We start from the raw sequence: 20,264 nt of genomic DNA, 5'->3' as shown, positions 1-20,264 counted from the left end.
GGGGATCTTCGGCTTGCGAACGGGTCGCTGGCGGGCCACGGCGGGATGGCCGGGAGGGCGCTGAAACGGCCGGAAATTGTAGCAGCGGGTGCCCTGCCGCCTGGCCGGCGAGCGCTGCGGCTGGCGTTGCCCCGGAAAGGAGCGCAGGATGCGGAAGCGAGCCGATGCGCCAGCGCGTCGGCCTTCGGGGGCGAGAGGATGTCGGCGGAACTGCAGACAACCGATCGATCGGAGCGCGGCGCCTGGGCGCGGCGCCACAATCATGCGCTGGTGGCGCTGGCGCGACAGGTCTGGCACGACCGTTGCAGCCTGGAGTCCGCCTACGCGCAGATCTGCGAGGTCGCCGCCGCCACCCTCGAGGCCGACCGTGTCGGCATCTGGCTCCTGGATCCCACCCATGCCCGGCTCGCCTGCGTGCACCTGTTCGAGCGCGCGGGCGCGCTGCACAATCCGCCCGGCGCGCACGAGGTCCTGCGCATGGGCGAAGAGTACGGCGCCCGCCTGGGGAAATTGCGGGTGGTCGACGCCGCCGACGCGACCCACGACGAGGCGTTGACGGCCGACGATCCCGCGTTGTCCGACTACCTGGAGCGTCACGGCATCGTCTCGATGCTCGATGCACCGGTGCGCAGCGGCGGCGAGCTGATCGGCGTGGTCTGCCACGAACAGGTCGGATCGCCGCGCATCTGGACGCCGGAGGACCAGGCATTCGCCGCCAGCATCGGCGACTACGTGGCGATGGCCGCCGAGATCAACCGCCGCCGCAAGGCCGAGAACCGGCTGCGCTATCTGGAGCTGCACGATCCGCTCACCGACCTGCCCAACCGCGATCATCTGCTGGAGGTTGCGCACAGCGCGCTGCGGCCGATGCACGGCGGCGACCGCGAACTCGCCGCGATCCACCTGCAGATCGAATCCTGCGGCGCTGTCGGCGACGATGCCTCGGTGCTGGTCGAGCTGGCCACGCGGCTGCGCCGCGAGCTCGGCGACGTGGTCACCCTGGCGCGGGTGCGCGAGCATGCCTTCGCGCTGCTGCCGCACGGCCCCCTGTCCGAAACCGAGGCGCTGGAACTCGCCGAGCGCTGTCTGGAGCTGGTGCAGGCGGCGCATCACGCCGCAGCGGTCGGCGTCGCCTTCGCCCGCGATCTGAAGGCGCCGTCGGCGCATGTCCTGCTGCGCAATGCCGAGCTGGCCAGCCAGCGCGCGCGCGGCGACGGCCGCAATCGTTGCGAGGTGTTCGACGCCGAACACCACCGCGGCCTGCTCGAACGCCGCGGCATCGAACGGGCGCTGCGCGAGGCAATGGCGCAGGAGCGGCTGCAGGTGTGGTTCCAGCCCGAGATCGACCTGCGAGACGGCCGCTGGCTGGCGGCCGAGGCGCTGCTGCGCTGGCAGGACGCGGACGGCACCCTGCATCCGGCAGGGGAGTTCATAGACGTGGCCGAATCCTCCGGGCTGATCGTGCCGCTCGGGCGCTGGGTGCTGGAAAGCGCCTGCCGGCTGGCGTGCGGCTGGCCCGCGCGCGACGGCACGGCGCCGGTGCTGCGGGTCAACGTGTCGGCGCGGCAGTTCGAGCAGCCGGGCCTGCTGGCCGACATCGAGCAGGTGCTGCAAGACACCGGATTGCCGCGGGCGCGGTTGTGCCTGGAGCTGACCGAGACCGCGCTGCTGGCCGACGCCGAGGGCGCGGCGCAGACGCTGTCGCGGCTGCGTGCGCTCGGCATCGGCATCGCGCTGGACGATTTCGGCACCGGCTGGGCCTCGCTGGGGTATCTCAAGCGGCTGCCGATCGACGCGATCAAGCTCGACCGCAGCTTCATCGGCGGCCTGCCCGCCGACCACTATGACAGCGCCATCGTCGAGGCGGTGGCCACCATCGCCCGCAAGATCGGGATCGACGTGGTGGCCGAGGGCGTGGAATCGCAGGCCCAGGCCGACGCCCTGCGCGCGCTCGGCATCGTGCGGGCGCAGGGGTTCCTGTTCGCGCCGGCGCTCGACAACGCCGAACTGCTGGCGCGCTACGGCGCCGGTTGAGCGCGGCACGGGCACCCGGTCGCGCAGGTGGCTACAATGCGCGCGGGGATCCGGAACACGTGCCAACGCCATGAATACCAGTCTCGTCCGCTGCCTGGGGCTCACGCTCCTGCTGCCGCTCGCCCTCCACGCCCAGACAGTGCCCGCGCCGAAGGAGTTCTACTTCGACGAGGACACCACGACCGCGCGCCCGATCGTCGCCATCGCCGGCGACGACGAGGCCACCCTGGAGCGGTTGATGGGAATGATGGAGCGAGGCCGGCGCGATGCGGATCGTGCCGTCGCGCAGCTGGCGCATGTCGCCATGCGCACCGGCCGTACCGAGGTCGGCCAGGCACTGTACCTGCGCGCATTCGAAGACATCCCGCCGCGTAACGCACGGCGGCAGTCGCTGCACTGGAACTACGGCTGGGATCTGGCGCGCACCGGCGATACCGAAGGCGCGCTGCCGCATTGGCTGGCGGCCGGTTTCGACCGGCTGGTCGATCCCGAATGGCTGCCGCCGACGCTGGCGCTGGCACTGTGGCGGCTCGACCGCCGCGACGAGGCGCTGGCCTGGTACGCGGCCGCCGTGCGCACTTGGCCCAGCCGCTGGCGCGACCCCGGCGATTTCAGCGCATTGTTGCCCGATTGGCGCGAAGACGAGCGCAAGACCCTGGGCGAGGTGCACGCCGCCTGGCTAGAGAACCCGCCGGCCTGGCCCTGAGCGCCGACCGCAGGGCCGCCGGCACTTCGCAGAAGGTCGCCCGTACCTGCCGCCTTTCGTAGGAGCGCCCCATGGGCGCGATGCCGACATGTTCCGGGGTGGCGACTGTCTACCGGAGGCCGCGTGTCACACGGCATCGCGCCCATGGGGCGCTCCTACGGGAATACTGGCCCCGGCAAGGGTTGCCGATGAAGGCGTCGAGCGCCCTCGATCGCGTGGGGGCCGCTAGCGCGGGTCCTCGATCGCCACGTCGTGCACACGAAGCCAGTCGCGGACGGCCTCGCGGCCGCGCTTGGCCTCGCCGCTCAACACGTCCTCGCGGGTCTTGAACAGGAAGCGCTGGAAGGTGACGTCCTGCACGTTGGTCGCGTTCGGGTCGGCACCGGCCTCGAGCAGCTTCAGCGCATGCCCGGGATCGTTGTACTTGGCGGCCTGGTGCAGCGGCGTGTTGCCGCCGCGGTCGGCGGCGTTGGGATCGGCGCCCGCGGCGAGCAGCGCGGCGAACTGCGCGTCGCGGCCGCCGCGCAGTGCCGACACCAGCGGCGTGGCCTGCGTGTTGGCGTTGCGGGCGTCGGGATCGGCGCCGCGTTCGAGCAGCAGCGCGAGATACTTCGGGTCGTCGGCCATCGCGGCCAGGTGGATCACGGTGTCGCCGTCGACGCCCGGCTGCGCGGGATCGGCGCCGGCGTCGAGCAGCGCCTCCATGCCGCGCAACGACTTGTTGAGCAGCGCCCACTGCAGCAGGGTGACCTGCTTGTCGCCCTGCGCGTCGAGCGCTGCGCCGGCCTGCGCGAGCGCGCGCACGCGATCGGCGTCGCCGGCGGCGACGGCCACAGCCAGTTCGGCCGTGCGGGGCTCGGAAAAGACTTGGTTCGCATCCACCGATGGCACTCCCTGTCTGGCGCAGGCGGCGCCGGACAACAGCATAAACGAGAGCACCGCGACCCAACGGAGCGGAGCGCGGCGCAACATGTGAAGGACGGTCGACGACATGACGGGCGATCGCTGCGGAACTGGCCGCCAGTCTAGTGAACGCGCCCGGCCGGCGCGATGAACGCGGCGCAGGCGACCGGCATCGCGCGTTCACCGCGCATGCGGCCGGTCACCGGCATCAGAACCAGTTGCCCGGATTCCAGTTGCTGTCCTTGAAATCGTTCCAGCGGTCCTGCGTCCATTCGCCGGCCGTATTGAGGCCGTCGCTGACCGCGGTGCCGGCCGTATCCAGCCCGCGCTCGACCATGCCGCCGAGCGAATCGAGGCCGTCGCCGAGCCACTGCGTGCCGCCCTCGATCCAGCCGCCGACGGTGCTGCCGACGTCCGGCAGGCCGACGGCGTCGCCGAGATCGCGGATCAGCCCGCCGGTGAGGTTGCCGGCGCCGTTGACCGCGTCGCCGGTCAGGCTGAGGCCGCGGTTGACCACGTTGCCGCTGGTCTGCAGCGTGAATTCGGCGAGGTCGCCGGTGGCGCCGAGCACGGCGTCGATCGGCCGGCCGGTGAGCAGGTCCTGGCCGGACTCGGCCAGGTCGCCGCCCAGTTCCGCCACGTCCTTGACGGTGTCGACCACCAGGCCGCCGCCCTCGCGGATGACGTTGCCGGCGAAATCGAACAGCGCTTCGCCCGGGCGCTCGATCGCCTGGTCCAGCGGCGAGGTCTCCACCTCGGTGACGTTGCCGCGCTCCAGGCCGCTGAGTACCGCCGGCATCAGGTGCGCGCGGATCGGATCCTTGATGAAGTTGGTGTTGTCCAGGCGCAGCTCGTGGCCGACCGCATCGGGCAGCGGCATGCCGTTCTGCTGGACGCCGGTGAGGATGTCGTTCTCGACGTTGTAGCGCCGCACCAGTCCGTCGGCGGCGACTTCGCGCGCGCCGTTGGGAGTGAAGCCGAGGCTGCGCAGCGATTCGTCGCTGAGCCCGGCGGCGTTGAAGGTCACCGCGGGATTGTCGGTGGCCAGTGCGCCGGCCGAGGCGAGCCCGCCGCCCAGCGAGTGCCCGGTGATCACCAGGTTGTCGCCCCATTCGGCCGAGGCTTCCTGCGCCAGGGCCATGGCATCGCGGTATTGGGACGTCTCGAAGCCCAGGCCCTGGCCGGCGTTGGTCAGCCAGTCATTGCCGCTCTTGGGATCGGTGCCGGCGAACGCCAGCACGTAGCGGCCGTTGCCGTCGGTGTAGACGGCGGCCTGGAAGCCGGTGGCGTCCCTGGACAGCGGCGTGGAGATCCCGGGCGGCAGGTCCTCGACCCGCGACCAGCTGCCGGCGCCGATCGCGGTGGCGCCCTCGGCGTTGTAGGCGTCCTGCGACAGCAGCGCCAGGTCCATGTCGATGTCGGCCTGCGGATCCTGCCCGCGGACCTGGTCGGCGAAGCTGCCCGCCGGCACCGGCTGCTGGCCGCCGTTGGCGGCGAACAGGTTGCCGAACTGCGGGTGGTAGGCCGGCTCGGCGACGTAGGGCGAGACTCCCTGCTGCAGCCGCTGGTTGTAGCCGGTGGGATTGACCTGCGGATCCGGAGGCGGCGACAGCTTGTACTGCTGGGCCAGCGATACCGCATTGTCGAACTGGACGGACATGTCCCTGCTCCCGACTGTAATCCTGTTGTCATAAAGCTAGAGCGGTCCGATTGCACCCGCCAGCTAGGGCAAACCCCAGTCCAGCTATGCGGCCGTGCCGGCGGTCCGCTTCCGACCGTGGGAGCGACGAACCGAGCGCAGCGAGTCGACGGCGAAGCCGGCGCGAAGCGCCTGCCCCGTGCTCGATACGGCGGCGACCCGCGCGGCGGCGAGCCAAATCGCGACGCGGGCCACAGAGCGACGCCTGTTGTGGCCGCCCGCCGCCCAATGGCCGACGGCCGAGCCGATCAGGGCGAGGCGGCGGCGGCCTCGAGCGGGATGTCGCGCTCACGCAGCCAAGCGATCACGGACTCGCGGTTGGCGCGGGCCTCGCCGGTCAGGCGATCGGCCGGTGTCCTGAAGAAGTAGGCCTGGAAGGTGGCGTCCTGGGTGTTCTTCGCGCCGGGATCGGCGCCGGCCTCCAGCAGCGTGCGCACCTGCGCACCCGCATTGAGCATCGCCGCCTTGTGTAGCGGAGTGTTGCCGGTGCGGTCGGCGAGGTTCGGGTCGGCGCCGGCCTCGAGCAGGCGCCGGAACTGCGCATCGGTGCGCGGCCCGGTGGCGCCGGCCAGCGGCGTGGCGCCGGTCTCGCCGTGCCGGGCATCGGGATCACCGCCGCCGGCGAGCACGATCTCCAGGTACTCCGGATCGTCGGCGATGGCGGCGCCGTGCACCGCGGTGCTGCCGCCGAGGCCCGGGCGGTTGGGGTCGGCGCCGGCTTCGAGCAGGGCCCGCAGTCCGCGCTTGCTCTGCGCCAGCATCGCCAGCTGCGGCAGGTTGACGCCCTGCTCGCCCTGCGCGTTCGGGTCGGCGCCCTGCTGTACCAGGTCGCGGACGCGCCCGGCATCGCCGTCGGTGGCGGCTTCGGCCAGTGCGGCGGCGGTCGGGTCGTCGGGAAAGGCTCGCTTGGCGTCCATGGCGTCTCCGCTGCAGGCGGCACCGGTCAGCATCAGCAGGATCGTCAGCAGTGCGGCGCGCATGGGCCGATTCTCACACACTCGTCCCGCGCGTGAGGCGCACGGGCCCCGGGCCGGTCAGGACGCCCAGGGACGCTGTTCGCGCAGGGCTTCCAGCACCGAACCCTGTGAATGCAGCTCGCCGCTGTGCTGGACGATGGCGATCGGGTTGAAGCGGCTCCAGCCGGTCAGCGGGTCGGGGTCGTCCAGCACGATCTCGTGCCCGGGCGCATCCGGGATGCCGTTCACTCCCCAGATGTCCTGCTGCGCGGTGGTCAGGGCTTCGCCGTCGACGTTGTAGCGGCGGATCTGGCCGGCCTCGGCGTCGGCCTTGGCGGCATCGGGGTCGAGCCCGAGGTCGCGCATGGTGTCGTCGTGCACGCCGGACGCGTTGAAGGTCACGGCGGCATTGCCGGTCGCCAGCGAGGCGGTGGCGGCCAGGCCGCCGCCCAGCGAGTGCCCGGTGATGGCCAGGCTGTCGCCGAAGGCGGCATCGGCCAGCTGCGCCAGCTGCACGGCCTCGTCGAACTGCTCGGCCTGCCAGCCCAGGCCCTGGCGGATGTTGGCGCCGGTCCAATCCTGGAACTCGTTGGAGCCGGCGAAGGCCAGCACATGGTTGCCTTCGCCGTCGGTGTAGATGCCGGCGCGGAAGCCGGTATCGGCGTTCTCCAGCATCGCCGGGTCGATGCCGGCGGCGAGCAGCGCGACGTCGTCCAGGCGGGTCCAGCCGCCGACCGATTGCACCGACGGGTCGTAGGCCGCCGCGGAGAGTTCCATCATCTGCAGGTCGATCGCCTTGGCGCCCTGGCCGCGGACCTGGGCGTCGAACGACGCGGCGTTGGCCGCGTGCTGGCCGGACAGCAGCCCGACCAGCTGCGGGTGATAGCTCGGCTCGAGCCGGTAGCTGCCGGTCGGCGCCTGCGGCACCGTCGCCTGGGGCGTCCGTTCGCTGGACGCCGGGTGGTGCGACGTCGGCTGCGCGGCGGTCGACGATTCGATGTTCAGGCCCATTCCAGATCCCTCCGCTGGGATGCCACGACCCTAGCGCCGCACCCGCGACCGGACCAGCTAGGGCCGACCCGAGGCGTTCAGGCGCCGCTGCCGGCTGCCAGCGGCACGTCGTGGCTGCGCAGCCACGTTCGCACCGCCTCGCGCTCGGCGCGGGCGCGGTCGCTGAGGACGTTGGCGGGCACGCCGAAGTAGTACGGCTGGAAAGTCGCGTCCTGGGCGTTCTTCGCCTGCGGATCGGCCCCGGCCTCGAGCAGCTGCAGCACGTGGGCGCCGGCGTTGATCATCGCCGCGCGGTGCAGTGGCGTGTTGCCGGTGCGGTCTGCGGCGTCTGGATCGGCGCCGGCGACCAGCAGGCGCCGGAAAGTGGCGGCGGTACGCGGGCCCACCGCCTGGGCGAGCGGGGTCTCGCCGCTTTCGGCGTGGGGTGCATCGGGGTTGCCGCCGTGGGCCAGCAGCAACTCGAGGTAGGCGGGGTCGTCGACCAGGGCGGCGGTGTGCATCGCCGTGCTGCCGCCGTAGCCGGGCAGGTTCGGATCGGCGCCGGCGGCCAGCAGCGCCTCCAGGCCGTCCCGGCTCTGCTTGAAGATGGCGTGCTGCAGCAGGTTGAGGCCGCCCTCGCCGCGGGCGTCGGGATCGCCGTTTTCGTCGAGCAGGGTGCGGACGACGTAGGCATCGCCCTGTTCCACCGCGTCGGCGAGGCGGGCGACAGTGGGATCGCTGAAGGGTCCGGTCTGCATGGCGCTCCCGTGGCAGGACGTGGTGGCCAGTATCGCGGCCAGCAGTGCCGGGATGGGCGGGAACTTGCTCACCCGCGGATTCTGCCATGCGAGGCCGCCGCCGCCGGTGTACGCGGCCGGATCGCCGGCCTTGTCATGGCCGACGCCCGTGCCGGTTCGTCGCGCCTCAGCGGCGGAAGAAGTCGACGACGCCCTGGCCGACGTCGCCGGCGAGGTCGGCCACGTTCTCCGCGCCCTGGCCGATGCCGTCGGCCACGGACTCGACCCCGTCGCCGAGGCGGTCGACGCCGCTCGACAGCAGGTCGCCGCCGCCCTCGACCGCGCCGGCGGCGATGTCGCCGACGCGACCCCAGCCGAAGTCGCGGATACCGTCGGCGGCGTCGCTGGTGCCGCGGTCGACGGCGCCGGCCGCGGTATCGGCCAGGCCGTCGACGGTGTCGCCGGCGGAGTTGAAGAAGCCCTCGCCGAAATCGCCGACCAGGTGCGCGACGCCGTCGACGTGGTCGCCGCGGGCGAACTGGTCGCCCGCCACGTCGAGCACGTCGTTGGCGAAGTCGCCGACGTTGCGCGCGTAGTCGTCCTGGATGACGTCGGGGATCGCGTCGATCAGTTCGCGGCTGAAGGAGGTGGGATTCTCGTAGCCGGGCTGCCACGGCTGCTGCTGCAGCATGGTGTCGATCATCACCTGCTGCTCGTGGCTGATGGCGGCGCGCAGCAGGTCGCGGACCACCGGGATGCGGTCGACCACGGCCGGATCGATCCAGGCGGGTGCGTCTGCGTATTCGAGCGCACGCTCGACCAGGCCGCGGTCGAGCGCGCCCTCTGGCCGCACCACGATCGGCGCGCCGAGCGCGTCGGGCATCGCCGGCGCCAGCGGCGAGTTCTCCTGCAACTGGGTCACCACGTCCTCGAACATGGAGTAACGACGGATCTGGCCGTCGCCGGCGACCTCGCGCGCGGCGGCGATGTCGATGCCCAGCCGCTCGAGGGTGTCGGGGTGCACGCCGGAGGCATCGAAGGTGACGGCCGGGATGCCGGTGATGATCGAGCCGACCGAGGCTTGGCCGCCGCCCTGGGAATGTCCGGTGATGGCGAGGTTGGTGGCCGTGCCGTCGGCGCCGGTCTCGCCGAGCGTGCGCTTGAATTCCTGCGCCACCTGCGGCGCCAGGCGGTCGAACTCGTCGGTTTCCAGGCCGCTGCCCTGGGCGTAGTTGGTCTGCCAGTCCGGGTCGGTCAGCATCGATCCCTCGCCCTGGGTGCCGCGGTAGGCGAGCACGTAGTTGCCCTCGCCGTCGGTGAACACCTCGGTGCGGAACTGGCTGCCGGGGACGTCGAGCCGGACGTCGGCGTTCCAGCCCATCGCCTCGAGTTCGGCCTGGCCCACCTCGGTCCAGCCGCAGACCGCCTGCGGGCCGTCCTCGTAGGTGGCGTAGGCCATGCGCATGAAGTCGACGTCCAGCGCGCGCGCCTGGGTGCCCTGCACGTAGGACGAGAACTCGCCCGCCCCGTAGGGCCGGGCGGAGGACGGGCCGCATTGCGGCGCGCCAGCGGCACCCGGCGGCGCGACCTGCGGGTGATAGGACGGTTCCGGCCGGTACGGCGCGCCAGCGGGGATCGGCAGCGGCTGCATCGTGTTCTGGTTGCCGGCGGGCTCCGGTGGTCGCCAGCCGTCAGTGGCGCCGGAATCCATGGCAGGAGAGATCGCACCCATGGTCCGCTCCATACGCGTGTACATGGACAACGTAACCCGATGCGCGCGGCGCGACAGCTAGGGCATGCCCCAGCCCGCGGCGCAGGGGGCGGGTTCGCGCGCAGGCGCAGGTGCCCGCGCGACGGTGTGCCGCGAAGCCGCCGGCGGGGTCGGGCCGCATTCGTCGGACGCCTTGCTGGACCGGGCGAGCGGCGCCCGCCGTGCCGCTGTCGCCGGCCGGGGCGAACCCTGCCGGGCGGGAGCCGCTATCGTAGGCGCCCTTGCCGTCCGGGAGAGCGTCCATGTTTCCATCGATGAGAGCCCTGCTTTGTGTGGGGGCGCTGGCCGCGGTGTCGACCGCCGATGCCGCCGACCGCATCACCGGGCAGCCCTTCGCCACCCGCAGCGAGGTCTATGCCCCGCATGCGATGGCCGCCACCTCGCACCCGCTGGCCACCCAGATCGCGCTCGAGGTGATGCGCGGCGGCGGCTCGGCGGTGGACGCGGCGATCGCCGCCAATGCCGCGCTCGGGCTGATGGAGCCGACCGGCAACGGCATCGGCGGCGACCTGTTCGCGATCGTCTGGGATCCGGCGACGCGGAAGCTGCACGGCTACAACGGCTCCGGGCGCTCGCCGCGCTCGCTCAGCCTGGCCGAGTTCGAGCGCCGCGGCCTGGCCGAGGTGCCCTCGCACGGCCCGCTCCCGGTGACGGTCCCGGGCGCCGTCGACGCCTGGTTCGCGCTGCACGAGCGCTTCGGCAAGCGGCCGATGGCCGACAACCTGGCGCCGGCGATCCGCTACGCGCGCGAGGGCCACCCCGTGCACGAGACCATCGCCTACTACTGGAACCGCAGCGTGCCGCTGCTGTCGAAGTGGCCCGGTTTCGCCGAGCAGTTCACCGTCGATGGCAAGCGTGCGCCGCGCACCGGCGAAACCTGGAAGAACCCGAACCTCGCCGACACGCTGCAGGCGCTCGCCGAAGGCGGCCGCGACGCGTTCTACAAGGGCGACATCGCGCGCACCATCGACGCCTATTTCAAGGCCAACGACGGCTTCCTGTCCTACGAGGACCTGGCCGCGCACGAAGGCGAATGGGTCGAGCCGGTCTCGACCGACTACCGCGGCTTTGATGTCTGGGAATTGCCGCCGAACGGGCAGGGCATCGCCGCGCTGCAGATCCTCAACCTGCTCGAGCCCTACGACCTGAAGTCCTACGGCTTCGGCAGCCCCGAGCACGTGCACCTGTTCGTCGAGGCGAAGAAGCTGGCCTTCGCCGATCGCGCGCGCTGGTACGCCGACCCGTCCTTCCATCCGGCGCCGGTGGCCAGGCTGATCTCGAAGGCGTACGCCGCCGAGCGCGGCAAGCTGATCTCGATGGACAGCGCGCTGCGCGAGGCGCAACCGGGCACGCCGAAGCAGCTCGACGAGGGCGACACCATCTATCTCACCGTCGCCGATGCCCACGGCATGATGGTGTCGCTGATCCAGTCCAACTACCGCGGCATGGGCAGCGGCATGGCGCCGCCGGGGCTGGGCTTCATCTTCCAGGATCGCGGCGAGCAGTTCGTGCTCAAGCCGGGCCATCCCAACAGTTTCGAGCCCGGCAAGCGTCCGTTCCACACCATCATCCCGGCCTTCGTCACCAAGGACGGCAAGCCGTGGCTGTCCTACGGCGTGATGGGCGGGGCGATGCAGCCGCAGGGGCATGCGCAGATCATCCTCAACCTGATCGACTTCGGCATGAACCTGCAGGAGGCCGGCGATGCGCCGCGGATCCAGCACGACGGCTCCACCGATCCGTCCGGCCAGGCGACGGCGATGAGCGACGGCGGCGAGGTGGACCTGGAAACGGGGTTTTCCTACGCGACCGTGCGCGCATTGATGCGCAAGGGGCATTCGGTGCGCTTCGCCCACGGCCCCTACGGCGGCTACCAGGCGATCATGGTCAATCCGCAGGGCGGCTGGATCGGCGCCAGCGAATCGCGCAAGGACGGGCATGCGGCCGGATACTGAGCGGGAAGGAAGATTGCGGGCCGTCATGGTCCGCCCAGGGGGAGACATGCAGGGAGGTTCGATGATCGGGAAAGGCTGGTGGATCGGATTGTTGCTGTGCATCGTGTCGCCGCTGCAGGCCCAGGCGCCCGCGGCGGCGATGCAGGAAGACCAGGCAGTCGTCGCTGCGCACCGAGCTTATCTGGCACGGCTCGTGCCGCAGTTGGCCGCGTCCGGCCAGCCGCGCGCGCTCGCCTTTGCCGCATTGCTGCGGGACATGGAAGCGCTGGCCGGATCGGACGGGGAAGGCGATCCGCCGCCGGATGCGGATGCGGATGCGCAGGCCTGGCGACGCACGGCCTTCTCTCGGGCCGGTGCCGACGTGGTGACGCTGACGCTGCTGGTGGCGGGAACGGATGTCGAAGACGCGGTTCGCGCCGATGCGGCAGCGCGCTGGCGGCAGGTCGAACCGTCGAACCTGGCGGCGTGGCTGTCCGATCCGGACGCCTCGCCGCAGCAGGTGCTGGAGGCGGCGCGCACGGCGGCCCGCGTCGACGGCCACATGTATGCGCAACTGCGCTGGATACTCCAGGCGCATCGCGACCATCCACCCTCGCCGGCGGAAGCCGCACGGATCAATGGTGGCGACAGTGGCCAGCCGGCATCCCTGGACGATTTCGCTGCGACCCACGGCATGGCCTTGCTTGCCGCCACCGCGACGCCGCGCTTCCAGCCGCTGCTCGAGTTCTGCCGTCGGGCCGGGACGCAGGCGCCTGGCTCGATCCAGGCGCAGGATTGCCGCAGGGCCGGCGAACTGCTGATGAGCGGCGATACCTTCCTGGTCCGCATGATGGGCTTGGCACTGGCCGATGGCACGGCCCGCGATGCCGTCGAGCGCGGGAGGCTGGCGGAGGCGCGGCGCCGCTTCGACTGGCAGATGCTGCAATGGGGTCGCCTGAGCGGATCCGCTCGCGGCGGTGGGATCGACGATTTCGTGCGCCTGCTGCGCGCCCCGGCGATCGGCGACGAGCCCGCCCTGGTCGAACGCCTGTTGCTCGACGCCGGCATCCCGCTCGATCCGCCCGCGGGCTGGCAGCCGCCGCGTCGCGACTGAGTTTGCGCCGTAGGAGCGCGCCATGCGCGCGATACCGCGGGCATGGCGCCGCCCGAAAATTCGGGTGACCGGCGCGCCTGCCGGTCCGGAATCGCGGCGTCCACCGGATCCTGCGGGCACCCGCGGTATCGCGCGCATGGCGCGCTCCTACGGAAGCCGGTCGCGGTGCCCGGCGGGCTTTCTCGTGGCGGAGCGCGGCGATCGGATCGAGTTGCGCCGCCTGCCGTGCCGGGTAGCCCCCGAAGGCCAGGCGACCAGGGCGTCAGCTGGTCGACTTCCGTGGCAGGCATGGATGCCCGCCTCCGCGGCATGACGGTGTCCTAATCGTCGCCGTGCGCTTGATCCGCGTTCATCCGCGTTGACCCATGGCCAAAAAATTCGTCTCTGCCCGCCGGCGACAAGGAGCGCGCATCGGCTCAGTCCGCCGGGACCGTGCGCTCGGCGGCCCAGGCGCGCAGCGCGGCGACCTGTTCGCACATGACCACCGACAGCGGGCGGGTCTGCCTGAGCTCGGCGCGCAGCAGGAAGTCGTTGAGCGGCGTGCCCGCGGCATGCGCGGCGTACAGCGCCGAGACGATCGCCTGTTCGATCTCGGCGCCGGAAAAGCCCTCCGCCGCCTGCGCCAGCGCGTCGAGGTCGAACGCGCCCGGATCGAGTTCGCGTGCGGCCAGGTGCAGCGTGAACACCTCGCGGCGGATGTCGGCATCGGGCAGGTCGACGAAGAAGATCTCGTCGAAGCGGCCCTTGCGCAGCAGTTCGGCCGGCAGTTCCCGCACCTGGTTGGCGGTGGCGACCAGGAAGACGTTCGACCTGCGTTCGGCCATCCAGGTCAGCAGGTAGCCGAGCACGCGCCGCGACACCCCGCCGTCGCCGTCGGGGCCGCCCGAGGCCAGGCCCTTCTCGATCTCGTCGATCCACAGCACACATGGCGCCAGCTGCTCGGTGGAGGCCAGCGCCGCGCGCAGGTTGGACTCGGTTTCGCCATGGTACTTGGCGTACAGCGTGCCGAAGTCCAGCCGCACCAGCGGTACCCCGAAGCCGCCGGCGATCGACTTGGCCAGCAGCGACTTGCCGCAGCCCTGCACGCCCAGCAGCAGCACGCCCTTGGGCGGGTCCAGGCCGGGCGGCGGATCGCCGTCGACGAACACCCGCCGGCGCTGCTCGATCCAGCGCTTCAGCCGCCGCGCGCCGGCGACATCGGCGAAGCGCGCGGTGTCGTACTCGTAGTGCAGGTGGCCGCTGCGGTTGAGCAGCTCGAACTTGAGCTTGGTCAGTTCCGGCAGGTCGTCGGGGCCGAGCACGCCGTCGCGGAAGATCAGCTGGCGGGCGATGCGGCGCGCGTCGGTCAGGCTCAGGCCCTGCAGGTTGCGCACGATCTGCCGCACCGCGTCGGCGTCGGACTCAACCCGCTTGCCGCCGTGCTCGGCGGCGTAGGCATCGGCCTGCTCGCGCACCAGCTTCTGCAGCGCCGGCGCGTCGGGCAGGCGCGGGGTGTAGCGCACCGCCAGCGCGTCGAGTTCGGCCGGCAGCTCGACCTTGTGCCCGACCAGCACGATCACGTGCGGCAGGCAGTCGCGGCGTTGCAGCAGGTCGCGCAGCTGGCGCTGGCTGCCGGCGTACTCGAGGTAGGGGTGGAAATCGAGCAGCAGGTACACGCCGCGCTGCCCGGCGGCGCGGATCGCGCGCAGGGTGGTGCCGATGTCGGCCTGGGCCTCGGCCGGATCCTCGCGGTCGAGGTCGATCCGGCGCAGGCCTTCGGTGATCGTCCAGCGGTACATGGCGCGCCGGACGTGGGTCAGGGTCTGCCGGAACAGCTCCACCGTGCGCGGCTCGTCCGCGGTCTCGACCACGATCAGCGGCGTATCGGCGCGGATCAGCGCGGCCAGGTCCTGCAGTTCGCTCATGTGGCGCGGCGGTCGGGGACGGCGCGTGACGATAGCAGAGGCCGGCTCGCGACGCGGCGCGAGCCGGTGTACTCTCGCGGGAACCTGACTGACCGGAGGGCGTGGATGAAGACTGTTCTGGTGGCCAGTTCCAAGGGCGGCGTGGGCAAGACCACGATCGCCACCCATCTCGCCGCGCAGTCGGCGTTGTCCGGCCACAGCACAGTGCTCATCGACGCCGACCCGCAGCACTCGTCGACCCGCTGGGCCGAGCGCCGCGCCGGGCTCGAAAGCGCGGTGCTGCCAATCGAGGGCACCCGCCGCCAGAAGACGGCGTGGAATTCGATCCCGGAAGGCACCGACCGGGTGATCGTCGACGCCCCCGCCGGCGCCATGCGCGAGGATCTCGAAGCCTGGCTCGAGCATGCCGACGCGGTGGTGGTGCCGGTGCTGCCGTCCTCGCTGGACATCGACGCCACCGTCCCGTTCCTCAACACCCTGGTCAAGCATCCGCGGGTGCGTCGCGGCGAGCTCAAGGTCGGGCTGGTCGGCAATCGCCTCCGGCCCTGGACCAACGCTTCGCGGCAGGCGGTGGAACTGCTGCAGCAGTGGCCGTACCCGGTGGTCGCGCAGCTGCGCGACAGCCAGGCCTACGTGATGCTGACCGGGCTGGGCCGGAGCCTGTTCGACTACCAGTCGCAGCACGTCCGCGAACACCAGTCGGACTGGCAGCCGTTGCTGCGCTGGCTGCGCAGATAGCCGGGAATCGGGAATCGGGAATGGAGAATGGTTGACAGCGCAAGCCCGTCGCCGGTTCCGGCTCGGCTGGCGGCAGTACCAGGATTGCCCCCGATTCCCTATTCTCAATTCCCCATTCCCGGCTTCTCCGACCCATGCGCGAACTGATCCTGCTGCGTCACGCCCACGCCGAACCCGCCGCGCCCGGCCGGTCGGACCTCGACCGGCCGCTGTCCGCCGACGGCCACGCCGAGGCCGAGGCGGCCGCACGCTGGCTGCAGCAGCACAAGCTGATTCCGGACTGCGTGCTGTGCTCGCCGGCGCGGCGCACGCGCGAGTCGCTGGAGATCGTGTTGGCGACGCTGGGCTATGTCGACCAGCGCCTGGAACTGGCGATCTACGACGCCACGCCCGGCACCTTGGCGGCGCTGGTCGACGCCCACCGCGACGTCGACCGGCTGCTGCTGGTCGGCCACAACCCGGGGCTGGAGCGGCTGGCGGCGCTGCTGCACAGCGGCCAGTCGGGCGACTATCGCGGCATCCCGCCGGGCGGGATCGCGGTGCTGGAGTTCGCGACCGAGGCGGCGATCGAGCCCGGCGCCGCCACCCTCTCCGCATTCTGGTGGCCGTGAAGCGCCATGTGGCGCTGCTGATCGCTCTCCTGCTCCTGCCCGCGGCCCCGTCGGCGGGCAATGGCGACGACGTCGTCATCGACAACGACGCCTCCCGGGTCAGTTTCACCCTGCGCACCCGTTGGGGCCAGTCGCTGGAGGGGCGCTTTCCGGAGTTCGACGGCGAGATCCGGCTGCTCGCCGACGGCCGCAAGCAGGTGCACCTGTGGCTGTCGGCGCGCGACATCGAAATCGTCGGTCATCCGCGCTACACCCGGCTGACGCGCGGCGAGGGCTTCTTCGACGCGGAACGGTATCCGCAGGTGACATTCGTCTCCGAGGCGTTCGCGCCGGCACTGGTGCGCGCGGGCGGCGAACTCGCCGGGGTGCTCGACATCCGCGGCGTGCAGCGGCGCGAGCTGTTCGAAATCGCGCCCGCCGCCTGCGAGCGGCCGCTGGTCGATTGCCCGGTGGAGGTGACCGGCAGCGTGCGTCGCGCCGACTACGCGATGGACCGCTGGGCCTTCGCGCTGGCCGAGCGGGTCCAGTTCGACCTCTCGCTGCGCGCGGCGCCGGCCCGGTGAAACCGGTGCTGCGGACATGCGTGGCGCTGCTGCTGGCGCTGGCCGGCAGCGGTTGCATGAGCCTGTCGCCGTTGCAGCGCGACCAGGCGATGCACGTCGCGGCGCAGGCGCGCTCGACCGCGATCGATTGCGACGATCCGCTGACCGCCTGCGCACGGCCCTCGCCGCTGCGCGCGCTGGGCGCGCGTGCCTTCGCGCAGAGCGCCCCGGGCGCACCGCGGCACTACGCGCTGCTGCTCGACTACGGCCAGGATGCGCTGCTGTCGCGGCTCGACCTGATCCGCAGCGCGCAGCGCAGCATCGACCTGCAGACCTACATCTTCGACGAGGACGACGCCGGCCGTCTGACCCTGGACGAGCTGCTGGCCGCCGCACGGCGCGGGGTACGGGTGCGGATGCTGGTCGACCAACTGTCCGCGCTCAAGCACGTCGACACCCTGGCGGCGCTGGCATCGGTGCACGCGAACTTCGAAATGCGGGTCTACAACCCGCTGCTGGGGCGGGCACGGACCAGCTATCCGCAATACCTGCTCGCGGCCGCCTGCTGCTGGCGCCAGCTCAACCGGCGCATGCACAACAAGATCCTGCTGATCGACGACATGGTCGGCATCACCGGCGGGCGCAACTACCAGGACAGGTACTACGACTGGGACAGTGCCTACAACTTCCGCGACCGCGACGTCCTGGTCGCGGGCCCGGTGGCGGGCGAGATGAAGGCGAACTTCGAGGCGTTCTGGCACGCGCGCCGCAGCGTGCCGGTGGCGCAACTGACGGATGTCGCCGGGCGGCTGCTGCGCGCCGGCGCGCCGCCGATGCCGCACACGCCGTTCGCCGCGCCGGAGCGGGTGGCGGCGATCTCGCGCGATGCCGACGATCCGCTGCTGGTCAACGAACGGCTGGCGGCGGCGGCGATCCCGGTCGGCGAGGTCGCGTTCATCGCCGATCCCCCGGACAAGCATCGCCGCAGCTACGAGGACGTCGCGCCGTCGACCGTGGAGTTGCGCGCGTTGATCGAGTCGGCCGAGCGCGAGGTGCTGCTGCAGACGCCGTACCTGGTGCTGTCGCGGCCGGCGCAGGCCTTGTTCGAGTCGCTGCACGACCGCCCCGACGGCCCGCGCGTGGTGGTGTCGACGAACAGCCTGGCGGCCACCGATTCCTTCATCACCTATGCGCTGTCGTACAAGTACAAGCGCCGCTACCTGCGCGACTTCGGCTTCAACATCTACGAGTACAAGCCGTTCCCGGAGGACGCGCCGATCGATCTCGACGCCACCGGCGCGGTCGGCATCCGCTGGAATCCGGACGGCAGCGTCGACATCGAGGCTCGCGACCACCCTCCACAGGCGTCGGAGACCGACGAAGTACGGCTGCAGCCGAGCGGATCGGGAGCGCGGCGGGCGCCGCGGTCGTCGGAGCGGTTGCCGCTGGACCGCGAATACTCGGCGCTGCGCTACGCCGGTGTCGGCGTCAATCGCCCGGTGCCGCTGCAGCGGGCAGGCGTGCGCATCGGCCTGCATTCGAAATCGCTGGTGATCGACGAACGCATCGGCGTGGTCGGCACCCACAACTTCGATCCGCGCGGCGACAACCTCAATACCGAGAGCGCCCTGGTGATCGAGGATCCGGTGTTCGCGCGCGCGCTGGCCGCCAGTATCCGCCGCGACATCGCGCCGGCCAATTCGTGGGCGATCGCGCGCCGCGACAAGCCGCCGGTGTTCTCGGGGCTGGACTACTCGCTGGCCAAGATTTCCGAGCACCTGCCGCTGTTCGACCTGTGGCCGACCCGCTATGCCACCAGCTACGAATTCGTCCCCGGGCCGGACTGCCCGCGGGCGCCGCCGCCGGACGATCCCGGCTTCCGCGCCTGCCATGAGCCGGTCGGCGATTTCCCCGAGGTCAATCTCGGCCTCAAGAGCGTGCTGACGCGGATCTTCACCGCGTTCGGGGCCGGCCTGGCGCCGATCCTGTAAAAGCCGGGATTAGGGATTCGGGATTCGGGATTCGGAAGAGCTGCCTGTGCCGTCACCCCAGCGCAAGCGTGGGGTCCATCTTGATCTTGCGGTTTTCGCTCGAACCGGAAAACGGTTCCCAGCCCTCGGCTAAGCCCTCGAGGGCAGGCTTTGCGGTGGGATGACGGGCACAGGCTACTTTCCGTCCCTTCCGGCCCCGCGTCTACCGCCTGATGCCGATCCTGTAGACCGTTCGTCGGCCCGGACGTCGGTGACTCTCTTGTAAATCAATCACTTGTCGAGATTTCGGGGGTGGGGTGACTTCCGGCACATGTGACGCTGCCCATGTGTTGTAGTCTACCAGCACACCGCAGCACTATTACTCCAGAGGAGCTCGCCATGAACGCCCAGTATCCCATCGCCGACCGCCGCGACAGCGCCCGTACCTCCGCCCCCGCCAAGGCCTCGCCCATCCGCCGCGAACACCGCGTCCGCGACTTCGGCGTCGGTTACGGCAACAGCAGCGGCTACGTCAGCAACCGCCGCTACGCCAGCGCCTCGATCACCCCGCGCTTCCGCTTCGCGTGATCCACCACCGCCAGCTTTCCAGAGGAACCGCCATGAACGTCTTCGCCCTCTCGCTTCCCTCCGGCCCGCGCCCGCTGCCCGCCGTCGTGATCGCCTCCGCCCGGGTGGCGGTTGCCCGCGAACCGCGCAGCCGCGATTTCGGTGTCGGCTACGGCCACAGCAGCGGTTACGCCCGCGCCCGCGGCTACGCCGGTGCCGCATTCGCCCCGCGCTTCCGGATCGCCTGATCCCCGTCCCCGCAACGCCTCTCCTCCGAGACACTGTCATGAACGCAATGCCCGCTCGCAATCCTGCTCCGCAGGCCGCCACGCCCGGCCCGGTCGCCACGACCACCGTCCGCCGCGAACATCGCACCCGCGATTTCGGCGTCGGCTATGGCAGCAGCAGCGGTTACGCGACCGATCGCCACTACATCGGCAACCATCTCGTTTCCCGCTTCCGCTGCGCCTGAGCCGCAGTTCCAGCAAACGGCCGCCACCGCCGCGATCGCGCCAGCCGCCCGGCCGGCAAGCCGCGATTGCCGTGGCGCTGGCGACGCGAGGCGACGCTCGGCTATCGTGCGGACATGAACGACACCGACCGCTCCGCCGCGGGATCCGTCCAACCGCGCTCGCCGTTCCGTCGTACCGAGACGCTGGAAGCGCTGAACGCGATGTCGCGCAACACCGCGATGGAGCCGCTGGGCATCGTCTTCACCGAACTCGACCCCGACTACCTGCGCGCGACCATGCCGGTCGACGCCCGCACCCACCAGCCCTACGGCCTGCTGCACGGCGGCGCGTCGGTGCTGCTGGCCGAGACCCTCGGCAGCACCGCCGGCATGCTCTCGGTCGGCGAGGACGAGGGCTGCGTCGGCATCGAAATCAACGCCAACCACTTGCGCGGCGTGCGCAGCGGCCGTGTCACCGGGACCGCGCGTGCGCTGCACGTCGGCCGCAGCACCCAGGTCTGGGAGATCCGCATCGAGGACGACACCGGGCGGCTGGCCTGCATTTCGCGCCTGACCCTGGCAGTGGTGGCGCGGCCGCCGCGCTGATACGCACCGCCGTTGGCGATGGCGGCATCCG

19 protein-coding genes are annotated in these 20,264 nt (G+C 71.3%); 12 read left to right on the top strand and 7 right to left on the bottom strand.

The annotated features are described in order from the left end of the window. The first annotated feature begins 198 nt into the window (after positions 1-198). Complete coding sequence (locus tag AB5T46_RS14335; protein WP_370564697.1) at positions 199-2,034, top strand: putative bifunctional diguanylate cyclase/phosphodiesterase; 1,836 nt, start codon at positions 199-201, stop codon at positions 2,032-2,034. Positions 2,035-2,104: 70 nt separating this feature from the next. Then, positions 2,105-2,740 (top strand): tetratricopeptide repeat protein, encoded by a 636-nt coding sequence (locus tag AB5T46_RS14330; RefSeq protein ID WP_370564696.1) that lies wholly within the window; start codon positions 2,105-2,107, stop codon positions 2,738-2,740. A gap of 225 nt (positions 2,741-2,965) precedes the next feature. Here AB5T46_RS14330 and AB5T46_RS14325 read toward each other — a convergent pair whose 3' ends face one another. From AB5T46_RS14325 to AB5T46_RS14300, 6 genes are all read right to left on the bottom strand, one after another. After that, positions 2,966-3,622 (bottom strand): ankyrin repeat domain-containing protein, encoded by a 657-nt coding sequence (locus AB5T46_RS14325; RefSeq protein WP_370564695.1) that lies wholly within the window; start codon positions 3,620-3,622, stop codon positions 2,966-2,968. Positions 3,623-3,851: 229 nt separating this feature from the next. Further along, the gene (locus AB5T46_RS14320) at positions 3,852-5,303 is read right to left on the bottom strand and encodes an Mbeg1-like protein (protein ID WP_370564694.1); all 1,452 of its coding nucleotides are present in this window, start codon (positions 5,301-5,303) and stop codon (positions 3,852-3,854) included. A gap of 287 nt (positions 5,304-5,590) precedes the next feature. Continuing rightward, positions 5,591-6,322 carry an ankyrin repeat domain-containing protein gene (locus tag AB5T46_RS14315; protein WP_370564692.1) on the bottom strand — a complete coding sequence of 244 codons (732 nt, stop codon included), beginning with the start codon at positions 6,320-6,322 and terminating at the stop codon, positions 5,591-5,593. Between the two features lie 54 nt (positions 6,323-6,376). Then, positions 6,377-7,309: a hypothetical protein gene (locus AB5T46_RS14310; protein ID WP_370564691.1), complete on the bottom strand. Its 933-nt coding sequence runs from the start codon at positions 7,307-7,309 to the stop codon at positions 6,377-6,379. 77 nt (positions 7,310-7,386) lie between these two features. Continuing rightward, a complete protein-coding gene (locus tag AB5T46_RS14305) occupies positions 7,387-8,118 on the bottom strand; it encodes an ankyrin repeat domain-containing protein (protein ID WP_370564690.1) in 732 nt (243 codons plus the stop codon). A gap of 94 nt (positions 8,119-8,212) precedes the next feature. Continuing rightward, positions 8,213-9,757: an alpha/beta hydrolase family protein gene (locus tag AB5T46_RS14300; protein ID WP_370564689.1), complete on the bottom strand. Its 1,545-nt coding sequence runs from the start codon at positions 9,755-9,757 to the stop codon at positions 8,213-8,215. A gap of 293 nt (positions 9,758-10,050) precedes the next feature. Here AB5T46_RS14300 and ggt point away from each other — a divergent pair, with 293 nt between their 5' ends. Together ggt and AB5T46_RS14290 are read left to right on the top strand one after the other, a co-directional pair. Beyond that, the gene (gene ggt, locus AB5T46_RS14295; protein WP_370564688.1) at positions 10,051-11,751 is read left to right on the top strand and encodes a gamma-glutamyltransferase; all 1,701 of its coding nucleotides are present in this window, start codon (positions 10,051-10,053) and stop codon (positions 11,749-11,751) included. Positions 11,752-11,812: 61 nt separating this feature from the next. Then, positions 11,813-12,844, top strand: coding sequence for a hypothetical protein (locus AB5T46_RS14290; RefSeq protein ID WP_370564687.1), 1,032 nt, complete (start codon positions 11,813-11,815; stop codon positions 12,842-12,844). Positions 12,845-13,260: 416 nt separating this feature from the next. Here AB5T46_RS14290 and AB5T46_RS14285 read toward each other — a convergent pair whose 3' ends face one another. After that, positions 13,261-14,748 (bottom strand): AAA family ATPase, encoded by a 1,488-nt coding sequence (locus tag AB5T46_RS14285; RefSeq protein ID WP_370564686.1) that lies wholly within the window; start codon positions 14,746-14,748, stop codon positions 13,261-13,263. A gap of 105 nt (positions 14,749-14,853) precedes the next feature. Between AB5T46_RS14285 and AB5T46_RS14280 the strand changes: the two genes are divergently transcribed. The 8 genes from AB5T46_RS14280 to AB5T46_RS14245 all read left to right on the top strand — a co-directional run bounded on the left by AB5T46_RS14280 (position 14,854) and on the right by AB5T46_RS14245 (position 20,233). Beyond that, positions 14,854-15,486 (top strand): nucleotide-binding protein, encoded by a 633-nt coding sequence (locus AB5T46_RS14280; protein WP_370564685.1) that lies wholly within the window; start codon positions 14,854-14,856, stop codon positions 15,484-15,486. A gap of 134 nt (positions 15,487-15,620) precedes the next feature. After that, positions 15,621-16,097 (top strand): SixA phosphatase family protein, encoded by a 477-nt coding sequence (locus AB5T46_RS14275; protein WP_370564684.1) that lies wholly within the window; start codon positions 15,621-15,623, stop codon positions 16,095-16,097. Beyond that, positions 16,094-16,660, top strand: a complete 567-nt coding sequence (locus AB5T46_RS14270) for a YceI family protein (RefSeq protein WP_370564683.1) — start codon at positions 16,094-16,096, stop codon at positions 16,658-16,660. Before AB5T46_RS14275 ends, AB5T46_RS14270 begins: the two co-directional genes overlap by 4 nt. Next, positions 16,657-18,630, top strand: coding sequence for a phospholipase D family protein (locus AB5T46_RS14265; RefSeq protein WP_370564682.1), 1,974 nt, complete (start codon positions 16,657-16,659; stop codon positions 18,628-18,630). Before AB5T46_RS14270 ends, AB5T46_RS14265 begins: the two co-directional genes overlap by 4 nt. A 378-nt stretch (positions 18,631-19,008) precedes the next feature. Continuing rightward, positions 19,009-19,197 (top strand): hypothetical protein, encoded by a 189-nt coding sequence (locus tag AB5T46_RS14260; RefSeq protein WP_370564681.1) that lies wholly within the window; start codon positions 19,009-19,011, stop codon positions 19,195-19,197. Positions 19,198-19,229: 32 nt separating this feature from the next. Then, positions 19,230-19,424: a hypothetical protein gene (locus AB5T46_RS14255; protein ID WP_370564680.1), complete on the top strand. Its 195-nt coding sequence runs from the start codon at positions 19,230-19,232 to the stop codon at positions 19,422-19,424. A gap of 38 nt (positions 19,425-19,462) precedes the next feature. Continuing rightward, a complete protein-coding gene (locus AB5T46_RS14250) occupies positions 19,463-19,648 on the top strand; it encodes a hypothetical protein (RefSeq protein ID WP_370564679.1) in 186 nt (61 codons plus the stop codon). Positions 19,649-19,849: 201 nt separating this feature from the next. Continuing rightward, entirely contained in the window at positions 19,850-20,233 is a 384-nt protein-coding gene (locus AB5T46_RS14245) for a hotdog fold thioesterase (RefSeq protein WP_370564720.1), read from the top strand. The last annotated feature ends 31 nt before the right edge of the window (positions 20,234-20,264 follow it).

This window comes from Luteimonas salinilitoris (assembly GCF_041300785.1).
GTDB classification, from domain to species: Bacteria; Pseudomonadota; Gammaproteobacteria; order Xanthomonadales; family Xanthomonadaceae; genus Luteimonas; species Luteimonas salinilitoris.
The sequence above is the reverse complement of the archived record's forward strand: the minus strand, read 5'-3'. Positions and strand labels throughout refer to the sequence as shown.